We start from the raw sequence: 19,038 nt of genomic DNA, 5'->3' as shown, positions 1-19,038 counted from the left end.
GCAAAACATTGCGTCGACCTTGCACTTATTCGCAGGCGTAACATGCGCGAAAAACCCGTTTGCTACGCTTGCAACATGTTCGATTTCTGCCGCCCGGCCAGGCGGGGAAATATAGGCTCTACCCGCATGCACCACAAAGACTAAGGAGTTTTAAGCATGGCCGTCACCATCTACTACGAGAACGACGTCAACCCCGAGATCATCCAGGGCAAGAAGATCGCCATCATCGGCTACGGCTCCCAGGGCCACGCCCACGCGCTGAACCTCATGGATTCCGGCTGCGACGTCCGCGTCGGCCTGCGCGAGGGCTCCGAGTCCGCCAAGAAGGCCGCCGAGGCCGGCCTCAAGGTCGTGGACATGGACACCGCCGCCGAGGAGGCGGACCTCATCATGATCCTGACCCCCGACGAGACCCAGCCCAAGGTCTACGAGGAGCACATCAAGGACCACCTGAAGGCCGGCGACACCCTGGCCTTCGCCCACGGCTTCAACATCCACTTCGGCTACATCAAGGCCCCCGAGGACGTCAACGTCATCATGTGCGCCCCCAAGGGCCCCGGCCACATCGTCCGCCGTCAGTTCACCGAGGGCTCCGGCGTGCCTGACCTGGCCTGCGTTGCCCAGGACGCCACCGGCGACGCTTGGGACATCGCCCTTTCCTACTGCTGGGGCGTCGGCGGTGCCCGCTCCGGCATCATCAAGGCGACCTTTGCCCAGGAGACCGAGGAGGACCTCTTTGGCGAGCAGGCCGTTCTGTGCGGCGGCCTCGTCGAGCTGGTCAAGGCTGGCTTCGAGACCCTGACCGAGGCCGGCTATCCCGAGGAGCTCGCCTACTTCGAGTGCTACCACGAGATGAAGATGATCGTCGACCTCATGTACGAGTCCGGCATCCACTTCATGAACTACTCCATCTCCAACACCGCCGAGTACGGCGAGTACTACGCCGGCCCGAAGGTCATCAACGAGCAGTCCCGCGAGGCCATGAAGCTCATCCTCAAGCGCATCCAGAACGGCGAGTTCGCGCAGGAGTTCGTCGACGACTGCAACAACGACCACAAGTGGCTCCTCGAGCAGCGTGAGGCCATCAACACCCACTCCATCGAGACCACCGGCGAGAAGATCCGCTCCATGTTCTCTTGGATCAAGAAGTAGGTTATTTGCCAATAAAGGCAAGGTGAAGGGCCCCGTCGCGCTTGCGGCGGAGCCCTTTTTTGCGTCGGTGGTCCAGTGGTCGCCTGCGATTTGGGGACAGACACCTTTTCGCACACGAACCTTGGTTTCGGCGGATTGGCCCAAAGACTCGGCGACGAGCCCGATGCCGCGGCGCGCGTGCGAAAAGGCATCTGTCCCCAAATCGCAGGCGACCCCGGCGTCGGCGGATTGGCCCAAAGACTCGGCGACGAGCCCGATGCCGCGGCGCGCGTGCGAAAAGGCATCTGTCCCCAAATCGCAGGCGTGTGCGCCAGCGCCAGGCTAGGACGACGCTTTCTCCTGCTTGATGCGGTCGGCGATCCAGGTCTTTATGACGGCCTGGCGGTTGATGGCGAGGCGCTCAGCGGCGCGGTCGAGTTCCTCGATCATCCATTGGGGGAAGTCGACGTTCACGCGCTTGGGGCGCTTACGAGTTTTGCGGCCGGACTCGACGACGGTGGTGTCAAGGTCGAGGTAGTCGATGATGTCTTCTTCTCCCTCGTCAAAGATCCGCTCGAATTCCTCAAAGCTGATTTGCTTTTTCGCGGTCATAGTATGCGACCTCCTTTTATATACATCTCAAATTTAGACGGAGGGATTGCCCCACTGTCTTACGGACCAGCCCGGTGTGTGGAGCCGCGCTGCCAAGAAAACGCGTCGGCTTGGTGTGTGTGGAGCGGTTTTGCAAAGAAAACGCCTTCGCTTGGTCTGATTTGGACCAAGTGAGGCCGTTTTCTCTGCAAACGGACCAAGTGGGGCCGTTTTCTTTGCGGGCGACGTGGGCCTGCCAGTGGTGACTGGCTCGGGCGGCATGCGCGTGGGCGTGGCGAGCGGGGCGGCGAATCATGAAGCCGACGATTCGATGTTCGGGCGGATGTGCGGCCCGTGCCTGTCACCAATGGCGGGCCGGGCATCTGGCAACAGAGTTCTGCCGCGAAACAGGACGAAGGAGCCGTCTCTTTGTCTTACAAAGCGCTGGTAAAGAGGGAATTTGGGGCTTGTTGGGGATCCGGCAGGGTTGTTATAGGTTTATACTAAAGTGTTTTGTATGCACCTTGAGCATAAACGCAGCTAAAGGAGGAGAACTTAATGCTGTCTTTTGATAAGAACCGCCCGAATGGCAAGGCTGTTGCCGAGGGGTTGCGCAGGACAACGGCGGGTGCGCTGGCACTTGTCCTCTCCGCGCAGCTCCTCTTTGCCAACGGGTCGGCCACGGCAATCGCCGAGGAACTCCAGAGCGCGGCCACGCCGACCGCAAACGAGCAGGTCGCGGGCGGCGAGGACGCCGTCGTGCTGAGCGACGACGCTGAGGCCGAGGTCGCCGCCGCGGGCGAAGAGGCTGCGGGGGGGCAGGCCGAGGCTGAGGCCTCGGCCGATGCTGCCGAGGACGCTTCCGCCGAGGCGGCCAATCCCGCTGCGGACGACGCCCCCGCGGCCGACACAGCCGAGGTCGCCGAGGCGCGCGCCGCTGCTACTGCGGCCGCCGCGCCCGCTGCGGAGGCCGGCGAGGCTGAGGCCGAGCCCGCCGACGAGACCCCGGCCGCCGCCCGCTCATGGGGCGACGCGACCGACAACCTCGTGCTCTCAACCGACGGCCTGGCCCTCGACGATGAGGCCGCTTCTGAGTTCGCCGCGCAGGTCAAGGACTACGTAGCGGCCGTTCTTGCCAACGAGCGCGACGAAGACGTCGTCCAGTTCGGAGCTCCCGCGACCGACGCCGCCGAGGTCGTTCTCCCCTCGGCGCTGCCCGTTGCCTTGAGCGTCAAGGCGACCCTCGACCCCGCCGCCGCCAACGGCCGCGACGGCAACGCCGACCACAATACGCTGCTCGCCGGCGACACCTTTGAGGTCGCGCTTCCCGAGGGCGTGACGGCCGATCTCGACTCGGACGCCCTGCGCGACGTCGACGGTGCCAAGGTCCTCGACGTGTACCAGGCCGATGCCGAGGGCAACGCCACCGACCAAAAGGTCGCCGAGGCCGTGGTGGGGGAGAACAAGCTCTCCTTCAAGCTGACCGAGGGCGAGCTTCCCGCGATGCTGAGCGTCAACATCGCGCTCGACGCCAAGCTCGACTCCGCCAAGGTGGCCCACGAGGCCTCGACCATCGAATGGGTCCTTCAGCAAGCCGCCGACCGCAAGGCGGGGCTTGACGTCCCGGCCAAGGCCGACGTGGCCGATAAGCTCGGGCTCGTCATGACCGCCGAGGAGCTGGGGCAGGAACCGGCCGCGGCGGACGAGGCGAACGGCGAGGAGAAGGACGTCGCCAATGCCGCGGCCGTCGCATCCGACGACTCGTCCACGGATACCTACGAGGCCGTCGACCTCACCGGCACCGCGTCGTTCACCACGATCTTCGCCGACAACAACAACGCCGGCGGCGTGAGGCCTTCTGCCGAGAGCCTCAAGGCCGGCTACAAGCTCTACTACACCGTGACCAAGGGCGATGAGACGACCTCCAAGGCGGAATTCACCGGCTCCGAGCTCGACCAGAAGATTCTCGGCCTGACCCCCGAGCAGGCCGCAGCCATGGCTACGACCATCGACTCGACCTCGAGCAACGGGCAGTATGTAGCGAGCGCTTCCAAGCTCCCCAACAAGATCAAGCACACCTACACCGCGGAAGTTGCCCCCGCCCCGGATGGCGATGACGACCAGCCCAAGACCGAGTACTACACCGTCACCTGGACCATGGAGCACGATGTCGACTCCGTCAGCGATGATTACCAGGAGCTGGCGAAGGGCGACTACAACGGCGACTACGATTCCTATCTTAACGGCACAACCGACGTGTTCCAGCTGCTCGAGCCGGTCAAATTCAACTTGACCCTGCGCGACGGCACTGAAAGCACGGCAACCTTCAACGACCTGGACACCTGGTACAGCATGTTCGGCTCCAAGGTGACCATTACGGTCGAGAAGGGGCGCGATGCCCTCGGTACCTACTCCGACGCGAACAAAAACCTCTATGAGTACCTCAAGGGCGTTGGAGCGGAGTTCATCTCAGCCGACCGCAGCGGCACCATCTCCTACAAGGCCCCAGCGTATCTGCCCGACAACACCGCCATCGACTACAAGATCGAGCACAGCGAGGGCGAGGTCAATAAGCACGACGACGGCACCTGCGACTATTACCAGGTCTCGTATTCCAACGCCGGCGTGGCCAACCACGGCAGCGACATCACGGCCGGATACAACGGCGGCACGGTGTACCTGACCCGCGCGGGCACCACCACCTTCGAGGCCACCAAGGTCTGGCTCGACAACGATGACGATTCCGGCCGCGACACCACCACCTACTCGCTCTGGCGCTACTCCGTCAACGGCGGCAGCCCCACGACGGCAGCCCAGGTCGCAGACTCAAGCGGCAAGTACGTGGAGTTCACGGTGGACGCTGAGACCAACAAGGCGACCAAAACGATCAATCTCACCACCTACATGGAAGACCTCCAGGGCAAGCTCTCCAAGTACGACCCGGACGGCCATCCCTATATCTACTTCCTTCGCGAGAATGCCGTCGACGGCTACCTGCGCGTGGCCGGCACCGTTGCCGAGGACGGTACCGTCACCTACGACCAAGCCGTCTACTTCGGTGTCGAGGAGGGCAGTGGCTGGAAGAAGGAGATCACTTCCGACGCGGCCTCCGCTAACAGCATCTGCGTCTACAACACGGGCACCATCTGCAACCTCCGCACCGACACCACCCACGCCGAGGCCACCAAGACCTGGGAGGCCGGCTCCTACCAGGACCAGCTTAAGGACGTCACGGTCATCATGACGCTCAAGCGTCGCCTGAAGGGCGTCGAGAGCTCTGCCTGGGAGAGCACGGATCTGACCAGGGAGCTTACCGGCTGGACTGCCGGCAACTTCTCGCAGGCGGCGGAGGCCTCCGTCCCCAGGTACGACGCGCTCGGCCGCGAGTACGAGTACCGCTGGGCCGAGACGAGCATCACCTCCACCACCGAGGGCAAAGTCATCTCCTGCACGCAGAACGATGACGAGATCTCGCTCACCTCCGTTCTGAAGCTCACGGACGAGAACGGCCATGACGACACCGTCACCTTCGTCGGCAGCTACGACGCCGATAACAACACCATTACCAATCGCTACTCCGGCCAGACCGTCGCGCGCGTGACCAAGTACTGGAACGTCCAGGGCACCCCGGAGGGTGCGACTCCCGCCAACCCGTACGGTGCAACGCTCGGAGCTGACGGCCAGCTCCACTTCACCGTCGAGGACGTTAACGACGAGGGCGAGACCGTTCAGGTGGACAAGGTCTTCCCGGCCTCGCTGACCTTCTCGATGTACCAGAACAACACCGAGTACGCCTCGGGCCTTGTCATGGACGGCACGGTTGACACCGAGTGGAAGAGCGTGACCGCCTCCGACAAGACCACCTTCTACTACCGTGAGTCCGCGCCCTGGCAGCTGGACTTCGACGGCATGCCCAAGTACGACGCTTCCGGCTCCAAGTACCTCTACCAGTGCTTCGAGCAGGTGCCTGCCGGCTTCAGCGCCAGCTCGAGCTTCTCGTCGGCAGGTGACGCAAGCCAGCTCGTTCGCCAGAACGGGGAAAGCACCAACACGGTGAACCTCACCACCTACAGCAACTCTCCCTATCCCGGCGAGGGCACCACGATCCGCCTTTCCAAGAACTGGGTCGACGACGGCAACACCACCGGCCGCAACCCGGTTTCCATCAAGGTCATTTCCATGTCCGACGTCACCAACAAGGCGGGGGAGAAGCTCTTCTCCAAGGGTGACGAGATCACCACGGTGACCCTCAACGACGCCAACGGCTGGTACGCCGAGACGGGCGTGGCCGCAAGCGGTGGCTACTACGTTGCCGCCAACAGCACCGTGGTTCCGACCTCGGGCTTCACCTACACTGTCGAGGAGGTCGGCAACGACTACTACGATGTCGTTGACTACAACAGCGCCCCCGACGTCGTGAAGCTCTCCCCGTGGGCCGGCGAGAAGCGCCTGGTGAGCAAGGACACCACCACAGGCTCCAGCTACGCCTACGAGATCTCCTATGAGACCGCGCAGCGCACCGTGGGCGACCACAAGGTCTCCGTCATCCAGACCACCAACCGTCGCGTGGGCCTGGTGGACGTCGAGCTGTCCAAGACCTGGGTCGACCAGGGCGCAGACAAGAACGCCCGCCCCGATGCCTACTACAAGGTCTCCGCCGAGGGCGACCAGGCCGTCTTCTTCTCCGACGACCAGGGCATCTACGTCAAGCTTCCCAGCTTTGACCAGAGCATGAAGTACTACCTCTACAAGGATGCCGCGCACACCCAGCACCTGACCACTGACGACGCCACCGTGGCAAGTGACAATGCGTCACTTACAATTGCCATGGACAAGACCGCCGACTCTGGCGTCAAGACCACCTTCAACTTCTACGGACTGCCCAAGTACAACATGGACGGCAGCGCCTTCACCTACGAGCTGAGCGAGGGCTGCCACGGCGACACCGGTGCCTACGTTGCCCAGACCGTCAAGAACGAGAGCATCTATGACAGCGTCTACCAGCACGCCGACCAGAAGGTCGCCGAGTTCAGAAACGCCCGCTCCGGTTCCAAGGACGTCACCTACCACACCCGCTGGTACGACCAGTACGTCAAGGAGGACCTGACCCAGCGCCCTGACGTCTACATCACGCTGTATCGCGGCGTGGTGACCACCGACGCAGACGGCAAGACCATCACAACCATCAACCCGACCCCCGTCACCGGCTACGAGAGCTACAAGTGGCAGGGCCTCGGCGAGCAGGGCGAGGATGCCAGGTACGCCCAGTACGCAACCATCAACAACCTGCCCAAGTATGACGAGAACGGCGCCGAGTACGTCTACTACGCCAAGATGACCACCTCCGTGAGCGAGGACACCTACGTCAATCTCGACTACGAGAAACAGCAGTACGCCACCAACCCCACCAAGACCGATGATGACGACTACTCCGGCGACGCCGACAACGCCAGCACCGAGTGGAACAGCGTTGGCCCTGAGGTGAAGAGGGCGGCTGCCTCCGACCTCGTTGACGGGGGAGACGTCATCCTGCGCGAGGAGGGCACCTTCATCTATCGCCTGTCCAACGCCATCATGGTGCAGGGAACCAAGACCTGGACCAACATCCCCGGCGACTTCACGGGCAGCCTGCCCCAGATCTCCGTCTTCCTGCAGCGTGGCTACGTGGACAACCCCGACACCCAGTGGCAGGGCCTCCAGATGAGCGTGGCTGCGGGCGATGGCCTCACCGGCGCGGGCTATGACGTCACGTGTGACTTCACGTCCGGGCAGGCCGACGGCCAGAAGGTCGTGGCCTACACCACGCTTTCCGGCATGCAGTGCACGGGCTCCTCGACCCTCTCGACCACCTTCACCTTTGGTTTCTGCGGCAAGAACAACGCCGACGGCAGCTATGCGGGTGATGACGCTGCGTCCGCAACCAAGCTGCCGCTCTACGACAGTAACGGCAAGCGCTACTCCTACAACTCGCGCGAGGTCATCGACGGCCTGGTCCAGAAGGATGGCATCAACCCCGTCGGCGGCATCAGCGTTTCTGACCTGATCGCCCAGCAGGCGCAGGCCAGCAGCGACTACAAGGTCTATACGCCGACGATCACCTCCAGCGGCAACGGTCGCTCGTTCCGCATCGACAACGCGTTCAAGTCCAACCAGAGCGGCCAGATCTCCGTCAAGAAGATCTTTGCCGGCCGCACCAGGGGCGACGCCTTCCCCGAGGTCGAGTTCACGCTGTATCGCAAGGCCGGCGATGCTTGGACCAAGGTTGCCACCAAGAACCTTGACACCACGGGCATGGAAACCAACGGCTCCGGCACCGTCACGTTCGAGGACCTTGCCATCTACGACCCGGCCGGCAACCAGTATGAGTACAAGGTCGTCGAGACGCCGATTAACGGCTACACGACCTACGCCTCGGCAGGGGAGAAGGACGCCGCCGACGTGACCGTGGTCGCCGGTGCGGTTGAGGGCCTTGCGGCATCCTCCGACGAGACGCTGCCGGAGACTGCCAAGGCAACCTTCAAGAACGACTACGGCGCGGACATCGCAGCCATCACCGGTCGCAAGGCCTGGGGCGACTCCGACAACCTCTTTGGCTCGCGCTTTGACATCTATCCGCTGCTGCAGGTGGTGCGCTACAGCGCCAAGGACGCCGACAAGTCCACCAAGGAGGTTGAGGTCGTCACCCTCCAGACCAAGGACCCCAAGGGCGAGAACTACTTTGCTTGGACCTCTGGCGAGGGCGAGTACACTGCCTTCTCCATCTCCAACATCGAGAAGTGGGCTCCTGACGGAAGCGGCTGGATCTACGCGCTTGAGGAGAGCACCGACGAAATCCCCGTCACTGACCCCACCGTGCTTGCGGCGAGCCAGTACAACCTCGACTCCGGCTCTGTGACCGCCGACGCCAGCAAGGACGGCGCCAGCTTCAACCGCGCGCTCAAGAACACGCTGAAGTGCTACGCCAAGGTCACCAAGGCCTTTGCCGGCGACAACGGCGACGCCTACCTGCAGCGCCCGCGCGTCTACGTGACGCTGCAGGTGAGCTCCGACAAGGGTGTCACCTGGAAGAACGCAGCTGACCTCTTTGGGAAGGACTCCTACACGGCAGGCGGCAAGTCCGTCTCGTTCACGCAGTACTGGTCCCCGTGGACGGGCACCGGCACCAAGGCCTTCACCTGGTCCGAGCTGCCCCTCTACATCAAGAGCGGTGACGACACCCTCACGCTGCAGTACCGTGCCGTCGAGTCCAAGATCGCCTATGATTCCAAGGACGCAAGCGGCAACAACCCCGGCAGAGAGACGCAGGTCGTCACGCCCACGGTGGGCGCCAACAACGCCTACTCTGACGTGACGGGCGCATACACGCCCTCCCAGACCGTCACCTACGACGGCTCCGGCACGCCGACCGGCTCCACCACGGCCATCACCAACACCCTCACGGACACCACCGTCAAGCTGAACGTCACCAAGACGTGGGACGACCAGAAGAACGCCTGGGGCACGCGTCCCCAGAGCGTCACCTTCCTGCTGCAGCGCAAGAGCGGGACGGGCACGTGGGAGTGGGTCACCAAGAACAACATCGCCATCGACTCGCCCTTCTCCGACGAGGCGCTCAACACCAACCTGGTGCAGCTGACGGCCACGGGTGGTGCCACGGCCGGGCCCTGGTCGCTTACGACCGAGGCGCTTCCCAAGTGCGACTTTAACGGTGCCGCATACACCTATCGCGTGGTGGAGGCGCTGCCGGTTGGCTCTGGCTACGCGAACACCACCGAGGGCGTTGATGCTGTGGCCACGAGTGACACCCTCGCCCTGTGGGCCCTCAGCGCGCCCAACGCCACCGGCGGTGCCTACGGCTTCACCAACAAGATGCAGACCGTGGTTCTCTCGGGCGCCAAGAACTGGAAGCGCTACGGCACCGACCAGCCTGACGCGGTCACCCTCAAGATCGAGCAGTCCATGGACGGCAAGACGTGGACCGACGTCTCCAAGCTTGTGACTGATCTCACGTGGAACAAGAACGTCACGGATGGCTGGATCTACACCATCACCGGCCTGCCCAAGTACGACTCCAACGGCACGCTCTACCAGTACCGCGTGAACGAGACCAACGTGCCCTCCGGCTACTGGGCAAATGAGGTCACCGCGGCCGCCAGCGTGGGCAGCGCAGAGAACACGCTCGTCAACTCCACGATCACCAACACGGCCACCAAGTTCACCTTCAACAAGGTGGACGAGGCCGAGGGCAAGGGCACAGGCGTTTCCGGCGCCACGCTTTCCGGCGTCGAGCTGACCGTCAAGGACGCAAGCGGCAACATCGTGGCCGTCTGGAGCAACTCCGCGACCGGCGCGAGCGTGACCGGCTGCGTGGGCTGCAAGGCTTACAAGCAGACTGAGTCCAGCCCGGCCTACATCGTCGGCCTTGCTGCTGGCACCTACACCGTGACCGAGACCAAGACCCCGGAAAACCACGTGGCCGTCGCGGACTTCACGCTGACCATCGCCGCTGACGGCTCCGTCAGCGTCAGCCGCGCCGCGGGCGGGGTGGCAGATATCGCCGTCGCCTCCGACAACGACGACAACAACGCCAAGTCCACCCTGGTCACGGTGACCGACCAGGTGGTTCGCGGTAAGGTGACACTACGAAAGGTCTTCTATCACGGCAAAACTGCCTGCGGCATGCCAATGTCATTCGACCTGTACAAGAAGGGCGAGAACGGCGCTGCCGATGTGAAGATCGCCACGGATATCAAGACTTTGGATAACGGAGGTTGGGGCAGCGGGAATTTGAAAGTTCCCTTCATTGAAAGCGCTGGCCTCGGCGCTTATTACAAGACCCTTGCCGATGGCCTGCCACTTGGCTCCTACTACTTCCAGGAAACCGGCACGACTCCCTATACCGTTGACTCCACTGCGAGTATCTCGTTCACGATCTCCGAGAACGGAACGTCGCAGCCGAAGGATCAGAACCTTCGCATGTCTAACGAAGAGTTCAATGCCTCTGCCTCGCTGACCAAGGTCGACTCTAACAACAGCGACGCCGGCGTCGACGATGCGGTGTTCAAGCTCGTGTACAACACGGGCGAGGCCGGAGCGAAGGACGTCACTATTTCCGAGTCGCTGAAGTCCGGCTACACCTACAGCCTGACCGCCAGGGGCACCTCGGTCGAGGGCGATGCCACAAAGTCCACCACCACGGGCAAGCTCGTGATCAATGGCCTTAAGAAGGGCACCTACACCCTCACCGAGGTGTCCAACAAGGGCTACAACGTCACCAGCACGCCTTTGACTCTCAAAGTTACGAACGACGACCAGGGGAAGGCCCTTACGTTCACCACGGGCGGCACCCTCTCCAACACCCGCAAGACTGGCACCGTCTCCATGCTCAAGACCGAGGCGGGCACGACCACGCCGATCGCCGGCGCCACGTTCAAGCTGCAGGTAAAGGGCGCAGACGACAACTGGTCTGACGTTGCGGGCAAGCTGAGCCTTACTACTGGGGAGGACGGCAAGATCACCGTATCCGACCTCGCTTGGGGCACCTATCGCTTCGTCGAGGTGACGCCGACGGCCGGCTACTACGGCACCGCTACCACGAGCGAGGTCACCATCGACCGCAACAACGTCGACGGCTCGGCGACCACGCCCCTGAGCGCGGGTACCGTGACGAACAGCAAGACCGGCCTGACGCTCCAGAAGACGAGTGGCGGCAGCTTGCTGACCAGCGGCACGGCGACCTTCTCGCTTACCCCGAAGGACGGCTCCGCCTTTGCCGACGGCACCGCTGGCACCAAGGAGTACACCACCACCAGCGGCAGCGTCACCATCTCCGGCGAGCTCGTCGTGGGCAACAGCTACACGCTCAAGGAGACCGTGGCACCCGCCGGCTACGAGCTGGAGACCTCCGAGGTCACTGTCACGGTCAAGAACGATGGCTCCGTTGAGCTTACCGGCTCGAACGACACCTTCTCGCTCAGCGGCACCACCGTGAGCAAGGCCGACGAGCCGATCTCCATCGTCCTCGAGAAGCGCGACTCCGCCGACTCCTCCGCCGTGAAGGCCACCTACACCATCACGGCCACCGACGGCGGCACGTTCGCCGACGGCAAGACGACCACCAAGGACTACACCACCGGCGCGGACGGCAACGTGACCGTGAGCGCCGAGCTCAAGCAGGGCGTCACCTACGAGCTGACCGAGAAGAGCGCGGACGGCTACCAGATCAGCCAGAACAAGCTCACCTTTGAGGTCAAGGACGACGGCACCATTGAGGCCGTGGGCGAGCAGCCCGCTGACATGCAGGTCAAGGACGGCGCCGTCTCCGTCAGCCTGACCGACCCGAAGATCGTCGTCTCGCTGTCCAAGTCCGCCAGCGGCTACGACGCTGGGCGCATGAACGACGCCGTGTTCACGGTCGAGGGCGTCTTTGCCGACAGCAACGGCAAGAACACCTCCAAGACCCTCAAGGTCGGCGAGAGCACCGAGCTCTCCGCGGTGCTTATCGCCAACAACAGTTACACCATCACCGAGACCACCGCTCCGGCTGGCTTCAAGAAGATCTCCGGCTCCATGACCTTCAAGGTCGGCTCCGACGGCAAGCTTGAGAAGACCATCGGCAGCGATGCCTGGGGCGTCTCCAACGGCGAGTCCGTGACGATCACCGCCGTGGACGAGCCCGTCTCCGTGACCCTGAAGAAGGTCGCTGCGGGCGAGTCCGCCACGCCTCTTGCCGGTGGCGTGTTCGAGCTTACGGGCACGTTCCAGGACGGCCAGAGCAAGAAGACCCTCACGACTGACGCCAACGGAACCGTCACGATCACCGACCAGCTCATCGTGGGGGAGACCTATACGCTGACCGAGACCGCGGCCCCCGACGGCTACGAGCTTCTCGGTGCTTCGGTGACCTTCAAGGTCGGCGATGACGGCAGCGTCACGGACCTCAACGTCGCCGACGGCGTCCATGGTTCCGCCACGGCCGATGGCTCCACCATCACGCTGACGGACCAGCTCGCGCAGATCACGGTGGTCAAGTCCGATGGGGACATCGTGCTCAAGAATGCCGTCTATACCCTCACGGGCAAGACGAGCGCCGACAACGGCTCGACTTGGTCGGACTCGCGCGAGGGCCTCAGCGCCGACGAGATCGACGACCTCTGTTTCAAGGCAGATGGGGCCACCGCATACACGCTGACCGAGACCACGGCGCCTTACGGCTACGAGCTCATCACCAAGAGTTTCAAGTTCGTCGTCAACACCGAAGGCACCGTGAGCGGCACGGCCGTCAACTCCAACGGCGCCATTGCGGCCAGTGGCTCGCAGATCAACGTCACCGACCTCCGCATTGGCCTCAGCCTCCAGAAGAAGGACGCCACCGGCAACGACCTCACGGGCGCCAAGTTCAGCGTCTCCGGTTGCTTCGCGGATCCCGAGGGCAACCTGTCTACCCAGTCGACCGTCGTTGAGAACGTCACCGTTGACACCTTCTCCGAGCTGCGCTTCGCTGCCGGCCAGACCTATGCCCTCACCGAGACCACGGCTCCCGATGGCTATGAGGTCATCGCGCGCACGTTCTCCTTCACGGTGAACGACGACGGCACCGTGGCTGGCGAGAAGGTCACGTCCAACGGCGCCATCGAGGTCTCTGGTACGAGCACCACCACCATCGTCGCCACCGACGAGTCCTTCAACATCACGCTGAAGAAGACGGGTGTGGGCGGTAAGCTCGTCCGGGGCGCCGAGTTCAGCGTCTCCGGCTTCGAGCAGACGTTCACCACCGGCACCGACGGTACCGTCACCGTTCCCGGTCTCGTTGCCGGCAAGGAATACACAATCGCCGAGACCAAGGCCCCCGCGGGCTACGAGCTCGCTGATAACTCCATTACCGTGAAGGCCAACGCCGATGGCACCATTGAGCAGGTCGGCGAGGCTGTGGGCGGCTTCACCATCTCCGGCGGCGACGTCGTTGTGAAGCCCAACGAGGCCATCAGGCTCACCCTCGTCAAGGCTGGCGCTGCGGGCAATGCCACGGATGCGGCTGCCACGCTTGACGGCGCCGTCTTCGAGCTCACGGGCACCGTGGCCAAAGCCGACGGCACCACCAGGGAGCTCAAGGCCGAGCGCGTGACGGTTGCCGAGTTCAATGAGCTGCAGTTCACGGCGGGGGAGTACGCCCTGAAGGAGGTCGTGGCGCCTGAGGGCTTTGCGCTCGACTCCTCCGAGTTCAAATTCAAGCTGGGCACCGATGGCAAGATGACCATCGTCAAGCTTGCCGACGCCTACGACATCTCCTCTGACGGCGTGACGCTCACCATGACCGACAAGCCCATCGAGGTCGAGCTCGTCAAGGCCGACATTGACGGCAACGCCGTCGCTGGCGCCGAGCTCACCCTCTCCGACCAGACCGACAAGAGCCGCGCCGACATCGTTGTCGACCTTGGCTCTGGCGCTGGCGTCTGGACCTCCGGACTTATCGGTGGCCACACCTATAAGGTGACGGAGACCAAGGTCCCGGCCGGATACGCGGCCCTCACCCACGAGGTCACCCTTAAGGTGGCCAATGACGGCACGCTGACGCTCACCGACAGCGATTCTGAGGACCCGCAGGCCACGCTCTCCGGGAGTAAGCTGACCGTTTCCGACAGGCAGGTCGAGCTCAACATCACCAAGTACTCCGCCGAGGGCTACCCCGAGACCAAGGTCGTGCTTTCCGGCGCCGCCTTTACCGTGACGCCTGCCGAAGGCTCCACGTTCGCCGACGGCAGCGCGGCCGCCAAGGACCTCGCCGCCACCGACAAGGACGGTAAGGCCTCGCTTGTGGGCCAGCTCGTCGTGGGTGGCACCTACACCCTGGCCGAGACCACGGCTCCCGCGGGCTACAAGCTCGTCTCCGGCTCGCTGACCTTCACGGTTGCCACCGATGGCAGCCTCGAGGTCCAGGGCGACGCCCCGGCGGCCTTCACGGTTTCCGATGGCGCCGTCTCCGTCTTTGCCGGCGGCGTCCTGGACGACCCGACCATTATGAGCATCCAGAAGGTCGACGCCTCCAACCCGGCCGTCAAGCTCGAGGGCGCGACCTTCGAGCTCACCGGCGCCTTTGCCGACGGCAGCACCAAGCAGGTCCTCACGACCGAGGGCGAGCTTGGCGTCGCCACGCTTGAGAAGGCCCTTCTCGTCGCCGACGGCAAGACCGTCTACTCCCTGACCGAGACCAAGGCCCCTGCGGGCTACGAGTTGGACACCACGCCCACCACGTTCACCGTGGGCACTGACGGCAAGATCAGCGTCATGGCCGGCAACATGAGCGTCACGGGCGACGACCTGACGACCGTCTCGGCCAAGGACACCGCGATCGAGATCGCCCTCAACAAGGAGAGCGCCGCGGGCGAGAAGCTCTCCGGTGCCAAGTTCGAGATCGTTCCCACGGGTGAGTCGACGTTCTCCGACGGCTCCACCGACGCGCGCGAGATTAGTGTTTCTGACGAGGGCGCCACCATCTCCGGCCTTGTCGCCGACGGCACCTACAAGCTCTCCGAGAAGACCGCGCCTGAGGGCTACAAGCTCGTCCAGTCCACCTTTGAGTTCGCCGTGGTCGACGACGGCACCATCTACTCGAACTCTGCCGCTGCTGGCTGGTCCATCGATGAGGACTTGGTCTCCATCGCCGTGACTGACGACCCCATCGAGCTCACGGTCTCCAAGTCCGCGGCCAAGGGCACCTCTCTGGCTCTGTCCGACGCCACCGCAATGAGGGACGCCCAGTTCAGCGTTACGGGCACCTTCGCCAACGCCGCTTCCGAGTCCACGAAGACCGTTACCATCGGCGAGGACGGCACGGGGTCCCTCGAGTCCGCGCAGCTCGTCTACGGTCGCACCTACAAGATTTCCGAGACCCAGGCCCCGGCCGGCTTCAAGAAGCTCGAGGGCGAGGTTAGCGTTGAGGTTGCCGATGACGGCACCATCGCCCTTGTGGGCGAGGCCCCTGACGGCTGGTCCATTGATGGCAATAACGCCCAGGTCAACGCCGTGGACGAGGCCATCGTTGTCGAGATTTCCAAGGTGGGCGCAGACGACGGCGCCGCTCTTCTCGCCGGCGCCGAGTTCAAGGTTGAGGGCGACTTTGCCGACGGCAAGGGCGGCACCAAGACCGACACCAAGACGCTCACCTCCGCCAGCGACAAGGCCACCCAGATCGAGGGACTTGTCGCCGGCAGGACCTACACCATCACCGAGACCCTGGCCCCCGCGGGCTACGAGCCGGACACCACTCCCACGACGTTTGAGGTCAAGGAGGACGGCACCATTGAGGTCAAGTCCGGCAACATGAGCTCCGCCGAGAACAGGCTCGGCTTTATCGCCACCGACGAGCCGGTCGAGCTCAAGATTTCCAAGTCCGCCTCCGAGGACGACCAGGCCTTGATGGCGGGCACCGAGTTTTCCGTCACAGGCGTCTTCGCGGGCTCCGAGGAGGCCAGCACCAAGACGCTTGTCATCGGTGGCGACAACAGCACCGAGACCCTCGCGCGCGAGCTTGTGGTCGGAAACGAGTACGCCATCGCCGAGACCAAGCCAGCCGACGGCTACATGGCCCTGGCCGGCACGCTGAAGGTCAAGGTCAAGGGCGACGGCACGCTCGAGGTCGTCGAGGCGGCGGATGGCTTTGCCGTCTCCTCCGACGAGTCCGGCGTGGCCGTTGTCTCTGCCAAGGACGACTTGATTTCGCTCCGCCTCGTCAAGGCCGGCTCCGACGGTGCCTCCGGTGCCGCCATGGCGGGCGCCTCCTTCAAGATCTCCGCCGCCGCTGGCAGCACCTTTGCCGGCGAGCACAAGGACGACGATTGGTTCTTTGTCACGACCGGCGACGACGGCACCCTGCAGCTTGACGGGGCGCTTGTGGCCGGCGGCTCATACGAGCTCACCGAGATGCTGGCCCCGTCGGGCTACGAGCTGCTCGAGGGCACGCTGAGTTTCAGCGTGTCCGCCGACGGGCGCTCCGTCGAGGCCTGGAACTTCGAGGGCGCTACCGACGGCCCCGTCACCATGGCCACCGACTCTACCTCCGGCACACCCGTGCTCTCCGTCAGCGTCGTGGACGATCCCATCCAGGTCAGCTTCCTCAAGACTGACGAGAATGGCCGCGGCCTTGCGGGCGCCGAGCTTCTCATTGAGTCCGTGGACGACGGCGAGGCCTTCTCGCAGACCGTCGTCACGGACGAGAACGGCCACGCTGAGCTCTCCGCCAAGCTCGTCTACGACCGCACGTACCGCGTGTGCGAGACCAAGGCCCCCGAGGGCTACCAGCTCATCTTCGGCAAGATGACCTTCACAGTGGGCGACGACGGAACCCTCGTGGCCGACAAGAGCGGCTTTAGCAACGGCAGCTTCGAGGTGACGGCGGATGGCCGCTGCATCGTGGCGAAGGACCTCGCCGTTGCGGTCGCGGGCTCGACGGAAAGCTCGGGCAGGCCTGGCGGCTCGGTTGAGGGCACCGGCTCGGTCGCGGGCAACGGCTTGGGCGCGGGCACCGGCATGGGCGTGTCCCGTACCTCGTATCCGACGGCTACCCGCACGTCGTACGCGACCCCGAGCACGGGCGATGTCGCCTTTGCCGGCATGGGTATCGTTGTCGTTGCCGGCGCGGGCCTCGTGGTCAGCGGGCTGCGCCGTCGCCAAGATGAGTAACGAGCCATCTGTGGGGCAATAAATCGCAGTTCAGGCGCCCGTACGCAGCCCGCGTGCGGGTGCCTTCGTGTGGACAAAGGGACGGTCTCTTTGTCCACTGCGAGCTTGTCACCATTGGCGGGTGAGCGTTGTTTGCCAAGATAACGGCTCCGCTTGGTCGGTTTGCGGCCTGTTTGCCAAGAAAACGGTCCGCTTGGTCCCAATTCGACCAAGCCGCCGCGTTTTCTTGGCGCCGCGGGCCCGATTCGACCAAGCCGCCGCGTTTTCTTGGCGCCGCGGGCTCGCGCCGCCGCCCGGCCTGCAATTGGTGACAGACGCGGGCCGCACATCGTGCCGGGCAAGGAATCCTCGGCTCCATGTTTCGACGCCCTTCTCGCCGCGCTCACGCGCATGCAGCCCGAGCTAGTCACCACTCGAAGGCCTCCGTCGCTAACCTTCCGGCAAGTCGCCGCTGGAGGGTCTTCGCCGTTATACTGTCGCGTTAAGGAAAATGTAAGGTCCGAGAGGAGAGCGCATGGCCGAAGCCGTTGAGAACGTCGTGCTCGTTGTCCCCGCGCTCGACCCCGACGCACGCTTGGTCGAGCTTTTGATCGGCCTCTACGGTCGATGGCAAGGCGGCATCGTCATCGTGGACGACGGGAGCCGCCACGGCTGCGCCCATATTTTCGATAAGTGCCGAGACCTCGGCTGCGAGGTCGTCTCCCACCCCCGCACGCGTGGAAAGGGCGCCGCCCTCAAGACCGGGTTCGCCCGCGCCGCGGAGCTCTGGCCGGAAGCCCTCGGCGTCGTGACCTGCGACTGCGATGGGCGCCACATGCCCGTGGATGTCCTCGCCGTCGCTTCGGCCCTAATCGCCGATCAGGCCGCCGTGCACGTCGGCGTCCGCGACTTCACGCATGCCGCGGTGCCCCGGGCGACCTGCGCCTATAACACGTTCACGTGCCTGGCCATCCGTTTTTTCTGCGGCGTCGATGTGCGCGACACGCAGAGCGGCCTTCGGGCGCTCCCTATGGCCTTCGCGCGCGACCTCATCAGCGAACCCGCGAACGGCTTCGAGTTCGAGTGCGCGCTTCTTTGCGAAGCCCGCGAGGCCAAGATTGACATCCTCGCGGTGCCCATCAGCTACGTGGCGGACCCGAACAGCCCCGAGACGCACTTCGACCCGTTGCGCGACACGGCCCGGATCCTCGGGGTGATGGTTGAGCTCTTTATTAAGTGCACGCTCACGTCGGTCGGGTGCTATGCGCTCGACATCGTTCTGTTCGCGCTGCTCATGCAGGTATTCGGCGCGGCCGGTATCGGTGTTGCCGCGGTGAGCGTGGCCACGGTTGCCGCCCGCGTCGTCTCGGCTGGCGCGAACTTCGCTGTCAACCGCCGGCGCGTCTTCGGCGCCGATTCGTCAGCTGTTCGCGTCGTGCGCTACGCCGTTTTGGCCACGGGCATCATGTGCGCGAGCGCCGCCGGCACGACAGTGCTCACGGGCGTGTTCGGCACGCCGGCCGTGCCCACGAAGGTCGTGGTGGACCTCGCGCTCTTCTTCGTTAACTACAAGCTGCAGCATGCCTGGGTCTTCGCGTAGTCGCGCGCGGCGCGTGTATAGTTGGTAATCGCTAAGCATGCGAAAGGCAATGAACCAAA

4 protein-coding genes are annotated in these 19,038 nt (G+C 64.0%); 3 read left to right on the top strand and 1 reads right to left on the bottom strand.

Features of this window, described 5'->3' with window-relative positions; genetic code table 11:
* Window positions 1-156 precede the first annotated feature (156 nt).
* A complete protein-coding gene (ilvC, locus tag U5709_RS09450; RefSeq protein ID WP_321973275.1) occupies window positions 157-1,152 on the top strand; it encodes a ketol-acid reductoisomerase in 996 nt (331 codons plus the stop codon).
* 321 nt (window positions 1,153-1,473) lie between these two features.
* Here ilvC and brnA read toward each other — a convergent pair whose 3' ends face one another.
* The gene (gene brnA / locus U5709_RS09445) at window positions 1,474-1,743 is read right to left on the bottom strand and encodes a type II toxin-antitoxin system BrnA family antitoxin (RefSeq protein ID WP_321971740.1); all 270 of its coding nucleotides are present in this window, start codon (window positions 1,741-1,743) and stop codon (window positions 1,474-1,476) included.
* A gap of 537 nt (window positions 1,744-2,280) precedes the next feature.
* Here brnA and U5709_RS09440 point away from each other — a divergent pair.
* Window positions 2,281-17,400: a SpaA isopeptide-forming pilin-related protein gene (locus U5709_RS09440; RefSeq protein ID WP_321973274.1), complete on the top strand. Its 15,120-nt coding sequence runs from the start codon at window positions 2,281-2,283 to the stop codon at window positions 17,398-17,400.
* Window positions 17,401-17,914: 514 nt separating this feature from the next.
* Complete coding sequence (locus U5709_RS09435; protein ID WP_321973273.1) at window positions 17,915-18,979, top strand: glycosyltransferase family 2 protein; 1,065 nt, start codon at window positions 17,915-17,917, stop codon at window positions 18,977-18,979.
* Window positions 18,980-19,038: the final 59 nt, after the last annotated feature.

The sequence above is a fragment of the Paratractidigestivibacter sp. genome (genome assembly GCF_963660155.1).
GTDB lineage: Bacteria > Actinomycetota > Coriobacteriia > Coriobacteriales > Atopobiaceae > Paratractidigestivibacter.
The sequence above is the reverse complement of the archived record's forward strand: the minus strand, read 5'-3'. Positions and strand labels throughout refer to the sequence as shown.

Excerpts from the sequence above, each read along its gene's own strand:
- ilvC (WP_321973275.1), top strand. The coding sequence starts at position 157 with ATGGCCGTCACCATCTACTACGAGAACGACGTCAACCCCGAGATCATC.
- brnA (WP_321971740.1), bottom strand. The coding sequence starts at position 1,743 with ATGACCGCGAAAAAGCAAATCAGCTTTGAGGAATTCGAGCGGATCTTT.
- U5709_RS09440 (WP_321973274.1), top strand. The coding sequence starts at position 2,281 with ATGCTGTCTTTTGATAAGAACCGCCCGAATGGCAAGGCTGTTGCCGAG.
- U5709_RS09435 (WP_321973273.1), top strand. The coding sequence starts at position 17,915 with ATGGCCGAAGCCGTTGAGAACGTCGTGCTCGTTGTCCCCGCGCTCGAC.